This window comes from Bacteroides sp. 1001136B_160425_E2, assembly GCF_015559655.1.
Lineage (GTDB): Bacteria > Bacteroidota > Bacteroidia > Bacteroidales > Bacteroidaceae > Bacteroides > Bacteroides luhongzhouii.
Genome location: NZ_JADMQH010000005.1, coordinates 215,362 through 232,405, shown reverse-complemented (window position 1 = coordinate 232,405; position 17,044 = coordinate 215,362). Strand labels below are relative to the sequence as shown.

12 protein-coding genes and 1 riboswitch are annotated in these 17,044 nt (G+C 42.3%); of the genes, 7 read left to right on the top strand and 5 right to left on the bottom strand.

What is annotated here, in order from left to right:
• Positions 1-78: 78 nt before the first annotated feature.
• Complete coding sequence (gene radA / locus I2I04_RS06950) at positions 79-1,446, bottom strand: DNA repair protein RadA (RefSeq protein WP_143260003.1); 1,368 nt, start codon at positions 1,444-1,446, stop codon at positions 79-81.
• Between the two features lie 169 nt (positions 1,447-1,615).
• Between radA and I2I04_RS06945 the strand changes: the two genes are divergently transcribed.
• Complete coding sequence (locus I2I04_RS06945) at positions 1,616-2,719, top strand: AAA family ATPase (protein WP_143260002.1); 1,104 nt, start codon at positions 1,616-1,618, stop codon at positions 2,717-2,719.
• A 9-nt stretch (positions 2,720-2,728) separates the two neighbouring features.
• Positions 2,729-3,379: a DUF3226 domain-containing protein gene (locus I2I04_RS06940; protein WP_143260001.1), complete on the top strand. Its 651-nt coding sequence runs from the start codon at positions 2,729-2,731 to the stop codon at positions 3,377-3,379.
• A 70-nt stretch (positions 3,380-3,449) separates the two neighbouring features.
• Here the strand turns inward: I2I04_RS06940 and I2I04_RS06935 are convergent, their stop codons facing one another.
• A complete protein-coding gene (locus I2I04_RS06935; RefSeq protein WP_195654651.1) occupies positions 3,450-4,487 on the bottom strand; it encodes an asparaginase in 1,038 nt (345 codons plus the stop codon).
• Between the two features lie 401 nt (positions 4,488-4,888).
• Here I2I04_RS06935 and thrA point away from each other — a divergent pair, with 401 nt between their 5' ends.
• From thrA to I2I04_RS06910, 5 genes are all read left to right on the top strand, one after another.
• The gene (thrA, locus tag I2I04_RS06930; protein WP_143259999.1) at positions 4,889-7,324 is read left to right on the top strand and encodes a bifunctional aspartate kinase/homoserine dehydrogenase I; all 2,436 of its coding nucleotides are present in this window, start codon (positions 4,889-4,891) and stop codon (positions 7,322-7,324) included.
• A gap of 10 nt (positions 7,325-7,334) precedes the next feature.
• Positions 7,335-8,543 (top strand): cofactor-independent phosphoglycerate mutase, encoded by a 1,209-nt coding sequence (locus tag I2I04_RS06925; RefSeq protein ID WP_143259998.1) that lies wholly within the window; start codon positions 7,335-7,337, stop codon positions 8,541-8,543.
• Positions 8,544-8,670: 127 nt separating this feature from the next.
• On the top strand, positions 8,671-9,972 hold the full coding sequence (gene thrC / locus I2I04_RS06920) for a threonine synthase (RefSeq protein WP_008640729.1): 1,302 nt from the start codon (positions 8,671-8,673) through the stop codon (positions 9,970-9,972).
• A gap of 906 nt (positions 9,973-10,878) precedes the next feature.
• A complete protein-coding gene (locus I2I04_RS06915) occupies positions 10,879-12,096 on the top strand; it encodes an OmpA family protein (protein ID WP_229126941.1) in 1,218 nt (405 codons plus the stop codon).
• Between the two features lie 14 nt (positions 12,097-12,110).
• Positions 12,111-13,283, top strand: a complete 1,173-nt coding sequence (locus tag I2I04_RS06910) for a hypothetical protein (RefSeq protein WP_195654650.1) — start codon at positions 12,111-12,113, stop codon at positions 13,281-13,283.
• Positions 13,284-13,382: 99 nt separating this feature from the next.
• On the opposite strand, the gene I2I04_RS06905 is transcribed toward I2I04_RS06910, so the two are convergent.
• Genes I2I04_RS06905 through I2I04_RS06895 form a run of 3 tightly spaced genes read right to left on the bottom strand, consistent with a single transcriptional unit; the run spans position 13,383 to position 16,834 of the window.
• On the bottom strand, positions 13,383-14,009 hold the full coding sequence (locus tag I2I04_RS06905; protein ID WP_195654683.1) for a thiamine diphosphokinase: 627 nt from the start codon (positions 14,007-14,009) through the stop codon (positions 13,383-13,385).
• Positions 14,006-14,572: a nicotinamide riboside transporter PnuC gene (gene pnuC, locus I2I04_RS06900; RefSeq protein WP_195472598.1), complete on the bottom strand. Its 567-nt coding sequence runs from the start codon at positions 14,570-14,572 to the stop codon at positions 14,006-14,008. The genes I2I04_RS06905 and pnuC overlap by 4 nt, the downstream gene beginning before the upstream one ends.
• A 12-nt stretch (positions 14,573-14,584) precedes the next feature.
• A complete protein-coding gene (locus tag I2I04_RS06895) occupies positions 14,585-16,834 on the bottom strand; it encodes a TonB-dependent receptor (RefSeq protein WP_143259996.1) in 2,250 nt (749 codons plus the stop codon).
• A riboswitch (TPP riboswitch) is annotated at positions 16,835-16,931 on the bottom strand. It lies immediately after the preceding gene.
• Positions 16,932-17,044: the final 113 nt, after the last annotated feature.

The window sequence follows — 17,044 nt, the reverse complement described above, 5'->3', positions numbered from 1 at the left end:
TTAGTTATTGTTGATATTATTTTCTACTATAAAATTGATAAAGCAGATCATTTATTCATCAGTGATATGTATCAGTGCTTATCCAAATAAAGCCCTGAATGCCTCTTCTACCTTTCTCACCGGAACTAACTCGATCTTCAGTTTCTTAGTGTCAATGCCTTGCAGATTGTATTTGGGCAACAAGAATCGTTTGAAACCTAATTTTTCGGCTTCACCGATACGTTGTTCTATTCGATTCACAGGACGTATCTCTCCCGACAATCCGATTTCTCCCGCCATACAAACTTCCGGCTCAATGGCTGCGTCCATATTGGAAGAAAGGATGGCACTGATAACCGGCAAGTCGATAGCCGGGTCATTTACTTTCAGTCCTCCGGCAATATTCAAAAACACATCTTTCTGTGCCAGCTTAAATCCGACACGCTTTTCGAGAACAGCCAGCAACATATTCATTCTTCTTAAATCAAAACCGGTTGCCGAACGTTGAGGATTTCCATAAACGGCAGAACTGACCAAAGCCTGTGTCTCGATCAAGAACGGGCGTATCCCTTCGATAGCGGAAGCAATAGCTACTCCACTCATTCCCTCATGGTCCTGACTAAGCAAAAGTTCGGAAGGATTATTCACCTGGCGCAACCCATCCTGACGCATTTCATAAATACCTAACTCTGCCGTACTGCCGAAACGATTCTTGATACTGCGCAGAATACGATACATATAATGCTGGTCGCCTTCAAATTGAAGAACAGTATCTACGATGTGTTCCAACACTTTAGGTCCTGCAATACTTCCTTCCTTATTAATATGACCGATCAGCAACACAGGAGTATGCGTTTCTTTCGCAAAACGAAGAATAGAGGCCGAACACTCTCTGACTTGCGCAATACTTCCGGGAGATGATTCGATACTCTCGGTCGAAATGGTCTGTATAGAGTCGATAATCACTAGATCGGGATTCGTATTCTTGATATGCACATAAATTTGTTCGAGCGAAGTTTCACAAACGATCAGGCAATCGCTGGAAGTATCGGAGAGACGATCAGCACGGAGTTTCAGCTGCCGTGCACTTTCTTCACCGGACACATAAAGGATTTTCTTTTCCGGCATGTGCAGTACGGTCTGCATGACGAGCGTGGATTTACCGATTCCCGGCTCACCGCCTATCAGGACGAGAGAACCTTGTACAAGTCCGCCACCCAATACGCGATTCAATTCATCATCGTGCATATTGATGCGTGGCTCATCGTCCGCTTCAATATCGCTAAGTGCCAGTGGCTTGGGTTTCTGTGTCTCAATGCCCGACACCGGGCGGCGGTTGGTAGGTTCTTTCCGTACGATTTCTTCAACATACGTATTCCATTCTCCACACGACGGACATTTACCCACCCATTTCGGTGAATCTTGTCCGCAATTACTGCATACATATACGGTTTTCTCTTTTGCCATTTTATCTCTTATTCTAACTAAATAAGTCTCGTCAACTTGCTTTTGGAGCAAAAGTAACTATAAATAGCCCAAAGCACAAAACAAATCTCATTGATTTTAATTCAATTATGTAAGGCGAATCACAATAATAACTATCTTTGTTGTGATAATACACAAAATTCCGTTCAATATGAATAGTTTGTATATAAAGAATTATAAGAACCTGGAGAGTTTACAAATCGATAAATTGGGACGTGTGAATTTGATAGCAGGTGAAAATAACGTAGGTAAATCTTCGCTATTAGAGGCTGTTTCCATACTTCAATCCGGTGGAAGTCTTGAATGGCTGATGCAATTATTGGAATTCCGTGGTGAGTCAACTGACCGATATGTAGAAAACCACCAACGAAAGGAGTTGGATAGTTTTTTGTCCTTTGTTCCTAATTACGATAATGAGCATAAATTTGAGCTTCCTATTATGCTATCAGATATGGAGCGTAAGGTGGAAATACGATTTGTGTATTTTACGGAGATGCAGATAACGGAAGGTGGCTTTGATAGAACTGTTCGTACTGTTGTCGAGAATTATGACCCAAGTAGTTATTATGAAAATATAGGACTTGGTTTGGAGATTACTCCTTCTCTCGGTCAAAAGATTCTTTATACGTTTAATGGTTCGGTTCCTCGTTCCCAAATGGATTTGTTGAATAAAGTTCAATATGTAAGAATGGGGGATATAAATACAATAAATAATCCTTCTTTGTTTGATAAACTAGCTCTAACTCCATTACAGAAAGAGGTTGTGAAGGCTCTGCAAATAATAGAGCAAAGAATAGTGGATTTGAACTTCTTGAAAGATGATAGACGTAAAAATAGGTTTTCGCGTGAGAGAAATGAGGATGAGCGTGTACCGTATGTTGTGTTTGAGGGAGAATCAAAGCCACGTAGATTAAGTTCTATGGGAGATGGAATAAACCGTATTTTGACTATTATTCTTGCAATGTTGAATACTAAGGAGGGTGTTTTGCTTATTGATGAGTTTGAAAATGGGTTACACTATTCAGTTCAGCAGAAATTATGGAAAGTCATTTTTAGTTTGTCAAGGATGCTCAATATACAGGTTTTCGTAACAACCCATAGCCGTGATGCAATTCGCGCTTTTGTAGCAGAAAATATAGAAAATGACGGGACATTTATTCGTTTAGAGCGGCGTAAAAATAAAGTTGTAGCCGTTACTTACGATAATAAGGAAGACTTGGAGTTGGTATTGGAGCAGGATATTGAAATTAGATAAAACGATAAAATGGCTGACAAGCGGAGAGAAGAAGATTATGCATTCAAATTATTAGTAGAGGGACCGGATGATTTGTTTGTGATAGCGCATTTAAGGGAATTGAATCAATTAGAGGATAATATTTTTATTAAACCATGCGGTTCAGTAGAAAAAGCAATCGAATTATTTCGTATTCTGATAGATAAACAAACTGCCAATAATCGAATATTAGGGCTTGTGATTGATGCGGATTTGAATATGGCCGGGCGTTGGCAACGAATCTCTCAGATATTAGTTGAAAGCGGAAAGTATACAGTACCTGATGTTCTTCCAAATGAAGGGCTGATTCTTTTCCCAAATGATTCTGACGATGTGAAGATTGGAGTTTGGGTGATGCCTGATAATCAATTGAACGGAATGTTGGAGGATTTCCTGGCTAAGTTGGCTGTCAATGACAAAGACTTGTTAGATGAAGTAGATGCCGCTTTGGAAGTAATAGAAGATAAAAAAGTGAATAAGTATAAAGCAATTCATAAATCCAAGGCTCGCATTCATACATTTCTGGCTTGGCAAGAGGAGCCCGGAGTTTCTATGGGAAGTGCAATTGCAAAAAGCTATTTGAGAGCAGACTCTGAACAGGCCATTTTATTTGTGAACTGGCTTAAGAATTTGTTTAGTTAAAACCCTATTTGTTCAACGCGCAAAACAAATTCAGATAAAATCTGTTCAATGCGTAAAACAAACAGGGAATTTACAGAGTTATCTCTCCTGCCATCGAACGGTTCATCCGGTCGCGCACCTCGTCCGCTGTATATCCATGTCCGAGTAAGAACATTAATTTAGTCACAGCCGACTCCGTCGTACTGTCATATCCGGAGACAACACCTGCCTGCAACAACTGGTATCCCGTTTCATAACGTTCCATCTCTACCATTCCTGCGCTGCATTGTGTCACGTTGACAATCACAATTCCACGTTCGCTGGCCTGACAAAGCCGACGTATGAACCATTCCTTCCGGGGAGCATTCCCCGAACCGTATGTTTCGAGCACGACAGCTTTCAATCCGTCAATCCCTAGAATGGTGGCAATCACATTTTCCTGGATGCCCGGGAAGAGTTTCAGCACCACTACATTGGTATCCAACAGATAATGAGGCTTCAATTCCCGCTTCTCACCATTTACGTGAATCTGCACATTATTATATTTGATATGGATTCCGGCTTCCGCCAATACCGGATAATTGAAAGAACGGAATGCGTTGAAGTTTTCCGCATTCATCTTGGTCGTACGGTTTCCCCGCATCAGATGGTTTTCAAAGAAGATGCATACTTCCGGCACCAGCGCTCTCCCTTCCTTATTTTGCGCGACGGCAATCTCGATGCTGGTCATCAGATTTTCTTTTCCGTCCGTGCGGAGTACACCTATGGGAAGTTGTGAACCTGTGAGGATAACAGGTTTATCGAGTCCTTCGAGCATAAAACTCAATGCCGAAGCAGTGTAAGCCATCGTATCCGTCCCGTGCAGAATGACGAAGCCGTGGTAACGGTCGTAATTTTCATGAATGATGCGTACCAGCTTCCGCCATATATCCGGTTCCATGTCCGATGAATCCATTGGAGGGTCAAACTGATAGGTATCAATCGGGAAGTTGAACTTTTGCAGTTCGGGGATATACTTTTGCAGTTGCTCGAAGTTAAAGTTCTCCAGAGCACCTGTCGCGGCATTCTCGATCATACCAATTGTTCCACCGGTGTATATTAGCAATACGGAAGTATTTAATGGATTCATAAGCTGATTTTGTGCGATTGTTTTCGCAAATATAATAATATATTTGATATATAAGTAGCAAAATGTCATAAAAGTAAAGGCGAATGACAGGACGAATAGAAGGCGGAAGATTCTTTTTATCAGAAAAAAACCGAAAAAAGTGATAGATTGAACGTTTTTATTATTACTTTTGCGACACTTATCAAAAACAAGAGTAGAAACAAGGACTATGATGAAGTACTATCCACATACAGTCACATCCATGTGTACCATGACCCTTAGGGGTTGATGGATAGTTTTTGTGTATCTACGTGATTCACGCTTGTATAAACAGGCAAAATTCAAATTCAATTTTATTCGTAAACAACCAATCGTTCTGTAAAAAGCAAACTGCAGGACATTGCATTTAAATAAGTATCTTCATGAAAGTAATGAAATTCGGCGGGACGTCCGTAGGTTCCGTGAACAGCATTTTAAGCGTAAAGAGAATTGTAGAGTCGGCAGGTGAGCCGGTAATTGTAGTTGTTTCCGCATTGGGAGGCATCACTGACAAATTGATAAATACATCAAAGATGGCGGCAGTAGGAGATTCAGCCTATGAGGGTGAGTTCCGCGAAATCGTTTACCGTCATGTAGAGATGATTAAGGAGGTGATTCCTGCCGGAGAAAAGCAAGTATCGTTGCAACGTCAGATTGGCGAACTGCTGAACGAATTGAAGGACATCTTCCAGGGAATTTATCTGATTAGAGACCTTTCCGCTAAGACTTCGGATACAATCGTCAGCTATGGTGAACGCCTTTCATCCATTATCGTTACCGAACTGATTGATGGAGCAGAATGGTTCGATTCGCGCACTTTTATCAAGACCGAAAGAAAACATAGTAAACATACGCTGGATACCGACCTGACTAATAAGTTGGTGAAAGAGGCTTTCAGGTCTATCCCTAAAGTGTCACTGGTGCCGGGATTCATCTCTTCAGATAAAACGACAGGAGATGTGACGAACCTCGGGCGTGGTGGCTCGGACTATACGGCTGCCATTATTGCTGCGGCTTTGGATGCGGCAAGTCTGGAAATCTGGACGGATGTAGACGGATTTATGACGGCTGACCCGCGTGTCATTTCAACTGCTTATACCATTACGGAATTGAGTTATGTAGAAGCGACCGAACTTTGTAATTTCGGTGCAAAGGTGGTTTATCCGCCGACTATCTATCCCGTATGTCACAAGAATATTCCTATTATAATAAAGAATACCTTCAATCCGGACGGAGTGGGAACGATTATCAAACAAGAAGTTTCCAACCCGCAGAGCAAGGCTATCAAAGGTATTTCCTCCATCAACGACACCAGCCTGATCACTGTTCAGGGACTCGGTATGGTGGGTGTGATCGGTGTAAACTACCGTATCTTTAAAGCATTGGCTAAGAACGGAATCAGCGTATTCCTCGTGTCGCAGGCTTCATCGGAGAACAGTACTTCTATCGGTGTGCGTAATGCCGATGCCGACCTGGCTTGTGAAGTGCTGAATGAGGAATTCGCGAAAGAAATAGAAATGGGAGAGATTTCTCCGATTCTCGCGGAAAGAAACCTGGCAACGGTTGCTATCGTAGGCGAGAATATGAAACATACCCCGGGTATCGCCGGTAAACTTTTCGGTACGCTGGGACGCAACGGTATCAACGTAATTGCCTGTGCGCAAGGAGCTTCGGAAACAAATATCTCTTTTGTGGTCGATTCCAAATCTCTGCGTAAATCCCTGAACGTCATTCACGACTCTTTCTTCCTCTCCGAATATCAGGTACTGAACCTCTTTATCTGCGGTGTCGGTACGGTAGGCGGCAGCCTCGTAGAACAGATTCGTTGCCAACAGCAGAAACTCATGATGGAAAACGGATTGAAACTCCATGTGGTAGGTATCATTGATGCTGCCAAGGCAATGTTCAGCCGTGAAGGTTTCGACCTTGCCAACTTCCGTAAAGAACTGCTGGAAAAGGGGAAAGACAGTAGTCTGCAAACCATCCGCGACGAGATTATCGGAATGAACATCTTTAATTCTGTATTTGTAGACTGTACGGCCAGCGCCGACATTGCGTCACTTTATAAAGATTTCCTGCAACACAATATCTCTGTGGTAGCAGCCAACAAGATTGCCGCTTCTTCCGCTTACGAGAACTATCGTGAACTGAAAACGATTGCCCGCCAACGTGGTGTGAAATATCTGTTCGAAACAAACGTAGGTGCAGGCCTTCCAATTATTAACACGATCAATGACCTGATTCATAGTGGCGACAAGATTCTGAAGATTGAAGCAGTGCTTTCAGGTACGTTGAACTACATCTTTAACAAAATCAGTGCCGATATTCCTTTCAGCCGTACCATCAAAATGGCACAGGAAGAACGTTACTCCGAACCGGACCCGCGTATCGACTTGAGCGGAAAAGACGTAATCCGTAAACTGGTGATTCTGGCACGTGAAGCCGGATACCGTCTGGAACAGGAAGATGTTGAAAAGAACCTCTTTGTTCCGAATGACTTCTTCGAAGGTTCTTTGGAAGATTTTTGGAAACGTGTTCCAAGTCTCGACGCAGACTTTGAAGCCCGCCGCCAGGTATTGGAGAAAGAAAATAAACACTGGCGTTTCGTAGCCAAACTGGAGAACGGAAAAGCTTCTGTCGGCTTACAGGAAGTAGGTGCCAACCACCCGTTCTACGGTCTGGAAGGTAGCAACAACATTATCCTGCTTACTACGGAACGCTATAAAGAATATCCGATGATGATTCAGGGATACGGTGCCGGTGCCGGAGTTACGGCTGCCGGAGTATTCGCTGATATCATGAGCATCGCGAACGTTTAATTTTCAATTTATGAAGCATATCATTATATTGGGAGACGGAATGGCCGACTGGCCAGTGAAGTCACTAGGGGACAAGACGCTCCTGCAATATGCGAAAACGCCATATATGGATAAATTAGCCCGAATGGGACGTAATGGTCGCTTGATTACCGTGGCGGAAGGTTTCCATCCGGGTAGTGAAGTAGCCAACATGTCTGTGTTGGGATATAATCTTCCGAAAGTGTACGAAGGTCGTGGACCGCTGGAAGCTGCCAGTATCGGCGTGGATCTGAAGCCGGGCGAGATGGCAATGCGTTGTAACTTGATTTGTGTGGAAGGAGAAATTCTGAAGAATCACTCCTCCGGACATATATCTACGGAAGAAGCGGACGTATTGATTCAATACCTGCAAGAAAAACTAGGCAATGAACGCGTACGGTTTCACACAGGAGTCCAATACCGTCATCTGTTGGTTATCAAGGGAGGAAATAAAGAATTGGACTGCACTCCTCCGCACGATGTTCCTTTGAAACCTTTCCGCCCGCTGATGGTGAAACCATTGGTGCCGGAAGCACAAGAAACGGCAGATCTGATTAATGACCTGATTCTAAAATCACAGGAACTGTTGAAGAATCATCCATTGAACCTGAAACGCATGGCTGAAGGTAAAGACCCCGCCAATAGTATTTGGCCTTGGAGCCCCGGTTATCGTCCGCAGATGTCTACTTTCTCCGAAACTTTCCCGCAAGTGGAAAAAGGTGCGGTGATTTCGGCAGTCGATCTGATAAATGGAATCGGTTATTATGCTGGGTTGCGTCGTATTGCGGTAGAAGGAGCAACCGGTCTGTATAATACAAATTATGAAAATAAAGTGGCGGCTGCATTGGAAGCCTTGAAAACCGATGACTTTGTCTATCTTCATATCGAAGCCAGTGATGAGGCCGGACACGAAGGAGACATCGACTTGAAACTTCTCACTATCGAGAATCTGGATAAACGTGCCGTAGGACCTATCTACGAAGCTGTGAAAGATTGGGATGAACCGGTAGCAATAGCCGTATTGCCTGACCATCCTACTCCCTGCGAACTTCGCACGCACACTTCCGAACCTATCCCGTTCCTTATCTGGTATCCGGGAATTGAGCCGGACGAGGTGCAAACTTACGACGAAGTATCTGCCTGCAATGGTAGTTATGGTGTGTTGAAAGAAGACGAGTTCATTAAAGAATTTATGAAATAATGTTCATCACAGATTACCCTGATTCGCGCAGATTTAAAGTGATAAGAGACTTTTGCATTATGTAATAATAGAGAAAATATCTGTGTCAATCTGTGTAATCTGTGGTGAGCACTAAAAATATCATCCCATGAAATATTATAGTACGAATAAACAAGCGCCGGTGGCTTCTTTACAGGAAGCAGTTGTAAAGGGTCTTGCAGCCGATAAAGGGTTGTTTATGCCTATGTCTATCAAGCCTCTTCCACAAGAGTTTTACGATACAATTGATACGTTGTCTTTTCAGGAAATAGCTTATCGTGTAGCCGATGCTTTCTTCGGTGAGGACATTCCTGCCGACACCTTGAAACAGATTGTATATGATACATTAAGTTTTGATGTACCTTTGGTGAAAGTAGCGGATAACATCTACTCGCTCGAACTTTTCCACGGACCGACACTGGCCTTCAAAGATGTAGGCGGTCGTTTCATGGCGCGTCTGCTGGGATACTTCATTAAGAAAGAAGGACAGAAGAATGTAAATGTACTGGTAGCTACTTCCGGTGATACGGGAAGTGCCGTGGCTAACGGTTTTCTGGGTGTAGACGGTATTCATGTATATGTGCTCTATCCGAAAGGAAAAGTCAGCGAAATACAGGAAAAACAATTCACTACACTGGGGCAGAACATCACTGCCCTCGAAGTGGACGGAACGTTTGATGATTGCCAGGCATTGGTAAAAGCTGCTTTTATGGATAAGGAGCTGAATGAACATCTATCATTGACTTCTGCCAATTCCATCAATGTAGCCCGTTTCCTGCCACAAGCATTTTATTATTTCTATGCTTACGCTCAACTGAAGCGTGCCGGAAAAGCAGATAACGCCGTCATCTGCGTACCTAGCGGAAACTTCGGAAATATCACCGCAGGATTGTTCGGAAAGAAAATGGGATTGCCTGTGAAGCGTTTCATTGCTGCCAACAACCGCAACGATATTTTCTATCAATACCTGCAAACAGGTAAATACAATCCCCGTCCGTCTATTGCAACAATCGCTAACGCTATGGACGTGGGAGATCCTAGCAACTTTGCCCGTGTACTTGATTTGTATAATGGTTCGCATGCTGCTATCTCTGCCGAAATTTCAGGAACAACTTATACCGACGAGCAGATCCGTGAAACGGTGAAAGAAACTTGGAAAGAACATCATTATCTCCTCGATCCTCACGGAGCTTGCGGATACCGTGCATTGGTAGAAGGCTTGAAAGAAGGCGAAACGGGTGTATTCCTTGAAACGGCTCATCCGGCTAAATTCCTTGAAACAGTGGAAAGCATTATCGGTGAATCAGTAGAGATACCTGCCAAATTGCAGGAATTTATGAAAGGCGAGAAGAAGAGCTTGCAAATGACGAAAGAGTTTGCTGATTTCAAGAGCTATCTCCTTTCATTGTAGTATCCACTTTTTATCACTTCAGAAGAGGTCTTGGATTGAATTTTCGGTTTTATCTATTGTTCTAAGCGTAGTGAGAAGTCTCTTTTCACAGTGTATAGCTACATTATACAAGGGAGAGGAGAATCCTCATTTCGTTTAAAATGATAGATACCTCATTTTATTCTCATTTGCCTTCTTTCTGCACCGTTTTGAATAAATATTAGATGCATCGGAATTTTATTTACTCTAGTAACAAAGAAAAAACGCTTAGTAATAGAGTTCTATCTGACACCCGGGTCTCAATGGTACTGACACCCGGGTGTTGGCATACCTGAGACCCGGGTGTCATAGATGCTGAGACCCGGGTCTCAGATAGATTGTTTATACAGTGGAGAAAAATCTAAACTATATTATTTAATTTCTTTCCGTGCGGATCAGTTTATTTCCGTACCGTTATGAATAAAGGTATTTTCGATTCAATTGTATAAGCATCACCCTATTCAGAGTGAGAGTATATTGATGTGTTAAATAGGATCGAGTTTTGAACTTTTATTTTCATATTATGTATTTCTTATAAATGTTGTTCTTGATAGGTGAGAAAACGGGAATTATTGGAAATGAGATATGGAGAATTGCTAAAAAGTGTGTATCTTTGCAAGCATTGTTGAAGGGAAGTGTCCCTGAACATTTTTTATAGTGATATTGTAAGAAGCGTTGTGCTTCATTCTTGTTAACGAAAACCTGAGAAATTTTCAAAATAACACAAGAATGGCATGAGCGGTTCTCGCGCTATAGGCGTGGGGCTGCTGTCCATTTTGTGTTATTGGGTTTTCTCAGGACCTTCGTTAACGGAATGGCACGCAGTTCCACGCTTCCGTTTTGTAAATTCTGCCTTAAGGGACTGCGGACAGAACAAACACATTTTTTATGAAAGCAAGGAGTTTATTATTTTTTTCCCTGTGCTGTTTTTGTTTTTTAGTGATGGCTCAATCGGGTGATAAATCTGAAAGAGTAAGATTGGGAGTAAAAGGAGGAATGCATTTGTCCAATATGCATTATTCTAATCTTGACCAGTACAGTCCGGACTGGATTTCTAATGGAGTTGGTGGGATATTTGCCGAGTTTGATTTGGGTAGAAACCGAAAATTTTCTGTCCGACCGGAAATTCTCTTCTTGTCACGTGGAACTAAAATAGGAGATAGCAATATCTCTTATGAACTAAAGACGAAATACACAGATTTCCGTCTGCCCCTCATCTTTAATTTTACTAATCCATCTAAAGTGGGTCCTTATGTCTATGTAGCCCCTGTGTTAGGGATTGGCAGAGGAGGCGAAGTTAATTATACCGAATTCCATGATGGTGAAGCTTATGAATGGGAACCTCTGGATATAAACGACGCGAACTTTTCTAAAGTAAATTTTAGCGTGGCTGCAGGATTGGGAATACGGATTCCTATTAAAGTTGCAGCAGGAAAAAAGATTCATTTGGCTTTGGAAGCAAATTATCAGTATGGTGTCACTGACACTTACGGAAGTAAAGAAAAAGATGGGGAAGCTATCGCAGTCAATCGGGCAATATATGATATTACCGGTACACGGAAACATCAGGACATAGAAATAACGGCAGCTGTGTCCGTTCCTTTGAGTATATTTAAAAAGACGCCTAAAAAGGAAAAGCCCGTTCCCGTTGTTGAGAAACCTATTGTGGTAGAAGAAGAGGAAGTACCTGTAATCATTGAGGAGAAAAAGCCGTGTTATACGTTGGAAGAGATTCTTGATTTAGTGATAGCCCAGAAACCTATCGGTGGAAAGACAATCTGCGCAGTAGATGTTATCAATTTTGAATTTGGCAAGAGTGCAATAAACAAAAATTCATATGCTTACCTTGATAAGATAGCCATGTTGATGCAAAGAACAAATCTTAGTGTTGAAATTAAAGGACATACGGATAATGTGGGTAAAGAAGATTTCAATATGGAACTTTCCAGGAAAAGAGCGAAAGCGGTATACGATTATTTAATAAAGAAAGGGGTTGGTTCTTCCAAACTTTCCTATACTTATTATGGGATGACTAAACCGATAGCTTCTAATGACACGGAAGAAGGGAGATTGATAAACCGCAGAGTTGAATTTGAAATCAAATAAATGGAGGACAGAATATGAAAGTAACATATGTAATCGCACGAATGAAAATGTTTTTGGCAATAATGCTTTGTCTGTTTGCAATATCAAGTTGTATTTCTGACGGAGATGAGACAGTTGTTTTGGAAACCGGAAATGTGCAAGCACGTAAAATGCTTTTGGGGGAATGGAAGTTGTCATCTAAAACAGTGGTCGATGAGGATGGAATAGAACAGTCCAAAGGGGATATTTCGGAAGAACCGGATCTTGAATTTACGGAGGATGGAAACTGCAAGTTGACATATCCTAATGGAAACAGTGTGAATCAGAAATGGGACTTATCTGGAGATTTTTATTCCATCTTTATATCCGATATCCGTTATGAAATCTACACGCTGGGAAAGAATATCCTTGTTTTGGTGATAAACTATGAAGACTATTATTTGAAGTTTGTCTATTACAAGCTTTCCTCTCCGGAGCAAAATGATGGAGAAGAAGGTGAAATAGGTGGAACCGATGATAATAATCCTTATAAGCCTTATTCCGCTAGATTTAAAGTGACGAAAATAGTTGTTGACGATAAAGATACATATACCTTCGAATATGATGGCAGAGGACGTATCATGAGGTATAAGACTCCAAGCAAAACTTACACATTCACCTATGATGATACGACAGTTTATTTGCGACTTAATGGAAAGATTGTCAATACTGGATTTATTGGAACGAATGGGTATCTGACAAAGATGTGGAACGGGACGGATGCAAATGATGGATTGAGTACGTTCACTTATAATTCCAATAAGAAACTTTCTAAATTAGTATATCAGCGTGGATCGACGAATCAGAGTTGGACGCCAACATATGTAAGTGGTCATATAACCTCCTTATATGGTGATAATTCTCATACATTTAGTTATTTTAGCGATGATGATAATATCAGTTCAGTAGACTTGGATGGTTTTATATCCGGCATGTATCAATGGGAATGGTTCATGCATGATTCGGAAGTTATTTGGGGATTGTTTGACTTTTATGCTACAAGGGCTTTTGAGTTCTTATCTACTGAAACAACTGCTCAATGGAATAACAAATATACTTATTATTGGGGTGAACGGGAGAATGAACCTAATTTAACAATAACCCAAGTGAGAAAGGGGCTTAATTCTAATTTTACTAAGACTTATAAAATTTACTGGGAAGTAAAATAGCTGGTCTTATTTATATTTTTGAACAAGAGGGTGAAGTCTTGAATTTCACTCTCTTGTTTTTTCATCTTGTCAAGTTATCTTTTAAACGTTTTATATGGCTTATATGGAAGTCAGGAATACTAAATACTCTCCCGTGCAATGGATAGTAAACTTATCAGAGGTTGCTTCGTTAAGTGTTCCTTGCCACCAGTTAGTGAAGTCACTAAGCGGGTAAACCAGTCCTTCACCCTGCAATCCTTTAGCGCCGAAATTGATGATAGATATTTGCTGGCCGGGATGAGAGGCGAAAGTCTGTGTGTCGCTTGCGGGAATGAATACTCCGTAATCGGTGATCGTCCGTACCTTCATGCCGTTTTTCATATAGTCCAGTAACAGACTGATATTTCCGAGAGTATGATCTTCCCGTTTTCCGGTGGCTCCTACAATGGCTATTCTCCGGTAGCCTTTTTCTTGCAGGAAGTGGACAGCCTTGGTCTGGTCATTCGTTTCCTGGTCGGCAATTTGGTGAATGATAGAGGAGAATCGTTGTTTATATTCCGAAGAAAGAGAATCTCCGTCACCGATAATCACATCCGGGGTATGTCCGCGGGAAATATACTCGTTGGCTGCTCCATCGCAACAAATCACGAATTGAGCCTCTTCCAGCATTTTCAGGGGAAGCGCATGCGTAGGATATTCGCCGTTGGCAAGTATGACGGCTTCGGGAGTATAGTGTTCGCTTATCATTGTATATTCATTAATTTTTTCCATTTAAAGTAGCCAAAGATAGCTATAATGGAGTAAAGTCCGTATAAAGCAGAAGTAAAATAAAGGTCTTTGTAGATATAAAGTCCGCAGCAGACAATATCCACAAGAATCCAGGCAAACCATTGCTCGATATATTTGCGTGCCAGCATCCACATGCCGACAATGCTCAATGCCGTAGTAAAACTATCCAGCCAGGGCACGTTGCTGTCCGTATATTCGATCAGTATCCATGCAATGCCGATAAATGTGGCAATAAATACCAGCAAAAGAGGTAAGTAACATTTCCACGGAGTATGTACGATAGGAAGATTTTTGGGTTCCCTCCCTCCCCACATCCAAAAGAACCAACCGTAGATGGCAGCTATCAGATAGTAGATATTGATACCGAAATCGGCATACAGTCCTGCTTTATAATATACGAAGATATAGATGGCAGGCATCACGATACCTGCTATCCAAAGATAGATACTTGCCCGGTACTCCAACCAAAGGTAGACTAGCCCGACAATCGTACCGAATATTTCCAGAAAATTCAATTCCATAATTCTGTAGTATTAAAAGCGGAAAGAAACATGTCCCATGACGTTTGTTCCTGCCTGCGCTGCATATCCGGCATAGTTTCCCCGATTCTCCACCGTATCGGTGTAGTCGCTCGAGGCCCAACCGTTGTTTTCATATTTTTCATTAAACAGATTATATACAGTAAACCCTACCGTGACTTCTTTCAATACCTTCTTGGGGCGGAAAGAGTACGCCAGATTGAGGTTACTGACAAAATATTTATCAAGAGTCAATTCTTCTACTTCTGCATTTGTCATATACTGTTTGCTTACGAATTGCGATTGCAGAGCTGCCTCGAATCCCTTATAAATGAATGAGAAACGGTTATTAAATAGGAAGTCGGGTGAGAAAGCGATGTGAGTGTCTTTATGCTTGATCTGAACAGTCGGGAGGGAAGTAGAACTACCATCTGCATTATAATGGTAACCCGGCAGGCTTTCTACAAAATCCTGAATGCGGTTTTTGCTCCATGTAGCGTTTATGTCCCATTGAAACCATTTACACGGTTTGATTCCCAGCATTAGCTCGACTCCCATACGATAACTGTCCGGTACGTTTTCGGTCAGTGCTTCACCGATGTCATTTAAAGCTCCGGTCAGAACCAGTTGGTCGGTATAATCCATGTAGTAGAAGTTTGCGCCTGCCGTCAACCATTGATTGGCGAAAGTATATCCCGCTTCATAGTCGAGCAGTTTTTCTGCTTTTGGATACGAATCCGGATCGCCATCCGTATAATTGTTCCTTGTCGGTTCTTTTTGAGCTACCGAGAAAGAGGCATAAACGCGATGGTTGGACGTGATATTCCAGTTTAATCCGACTTTCGGGTTAAAGAAATCGAACTTCTTGTCTACTGCCAGTGGACGCAGAGCATTCTTGCTCCAGTCATATTTATCATTGTTGCCGTCGATGGTATAGTCGATGTGTCGATACTGAAGATCGGCATACGCGCTTAGTCCTCTGGTAAGATCGTAGTTTGCTTTCAGATAAATATTGCCATCGGTCTTTTTGGATTTATTGCGGTAATATTCATGATCGGGAGATAGAGTGCCCACATAATTCTTCACCCAGGGAACCCTTCCGAAGTTATTGCCCCGGTATTGATTCAAACCACCTCCCAGAGACGCATTCAGCCTGTTGGCCGTATAATTGAGAGAAAAAACGCCACCGCCGAATTTGTTGTCCATCTTCTTCTGACGGACTAAATCACTTTTGGCTATTTCGGTCCCATCTATTGTGAATGGCTTCAGACCATATTCTATGAGGGATCTGCCGTCTTTGTACTCTTCGTAATAGCCATCGCCTTTGGTATAATGCAAGGCAACGTTCAAGTTCCAGGCTGTTGAGAAAGTATGATTGAAGAGAAGCTGATAATTCTTTTGCAGATAATTGTCCGTTTGGTCGTCATAAAAATGCTTGTTGCCGTTGGCGTCGGTGTACATCTCGCCGCAGGGGTTGTAGCGTCTGCCGAAATCCTCCATTTCCTTTTTGGTTGCGTATCCCCAGGCGTGATATGTCTTTTCTTTTCCGGCGAATGCAATCAGCTTCACAGATGTATTTTCTGCAAAATAACCTCCTTGCAGGTAGTAAGAATTCAAGTCTACCGAAGCACGGTCTATGTATCCGTCCGTACCGATATTGGAAAGACGGGCGTCAAACGTCCAATGATTATTGAGCAGACCGGTTCCCACTTTCACCGTTTCTTTGTGCGTGTTGAATGAACCGTATGAACCGTTGAATTCGGCATACGGCTTCATGGATGCACCTTCAGTTTGCATATTAACGCTGGCTCCGAAGGCGCCTGCCCCGTTGGTAGACGTACCTGCGCCGCGTTGCACTTGCATATCTTTTACGGAAGAAGAAAAGTCGGGCATATTTACCCAGAACAGATTATGGCTTTCGGCATCGTTCATCGGTATGCCGTTCACTGTGATGTTGATGCGTGTGCCGTCGGTTCCGCGCACGCGAAGGGTCGTGTAGCCGATACCTGCTCCAGCATCCGATGTGGTCAACGTAGAAGGAGTCATGCTTAACAGATAAGGGATATCCTGTCCGAAGTTAACCTTCTTCAATTCCGCTTTGCCTATATTGGTGAATGCCACGGGAGTTTTGGAGGTGGCACGCGTGGATACTACCTGCACTTCTTGCAGGTTTACTACTCTCATACTATCCTTTGCACTCGTCTGTGCATGAACAGTGATGCCTACGCCCGATAAGGCGACGGCCATCCATACAATTTTTTTCATTTTGCTTACTAATTAGTTCTCTACGCCGGCATTACCCGGATCAGATTCTATGGGTATGTTCTCAGCCCGTCATGTTAAGGCACCCCTACCAGTGAATCGGTTACAAAAATACGGCTTTTGCAGGAGGAAAGCAAAAAAAAACTTTTAGATTCACTAAAAACAATATAACTTTGTAAATTGTTGAAATAACAAAACTGCATTTATTCATTT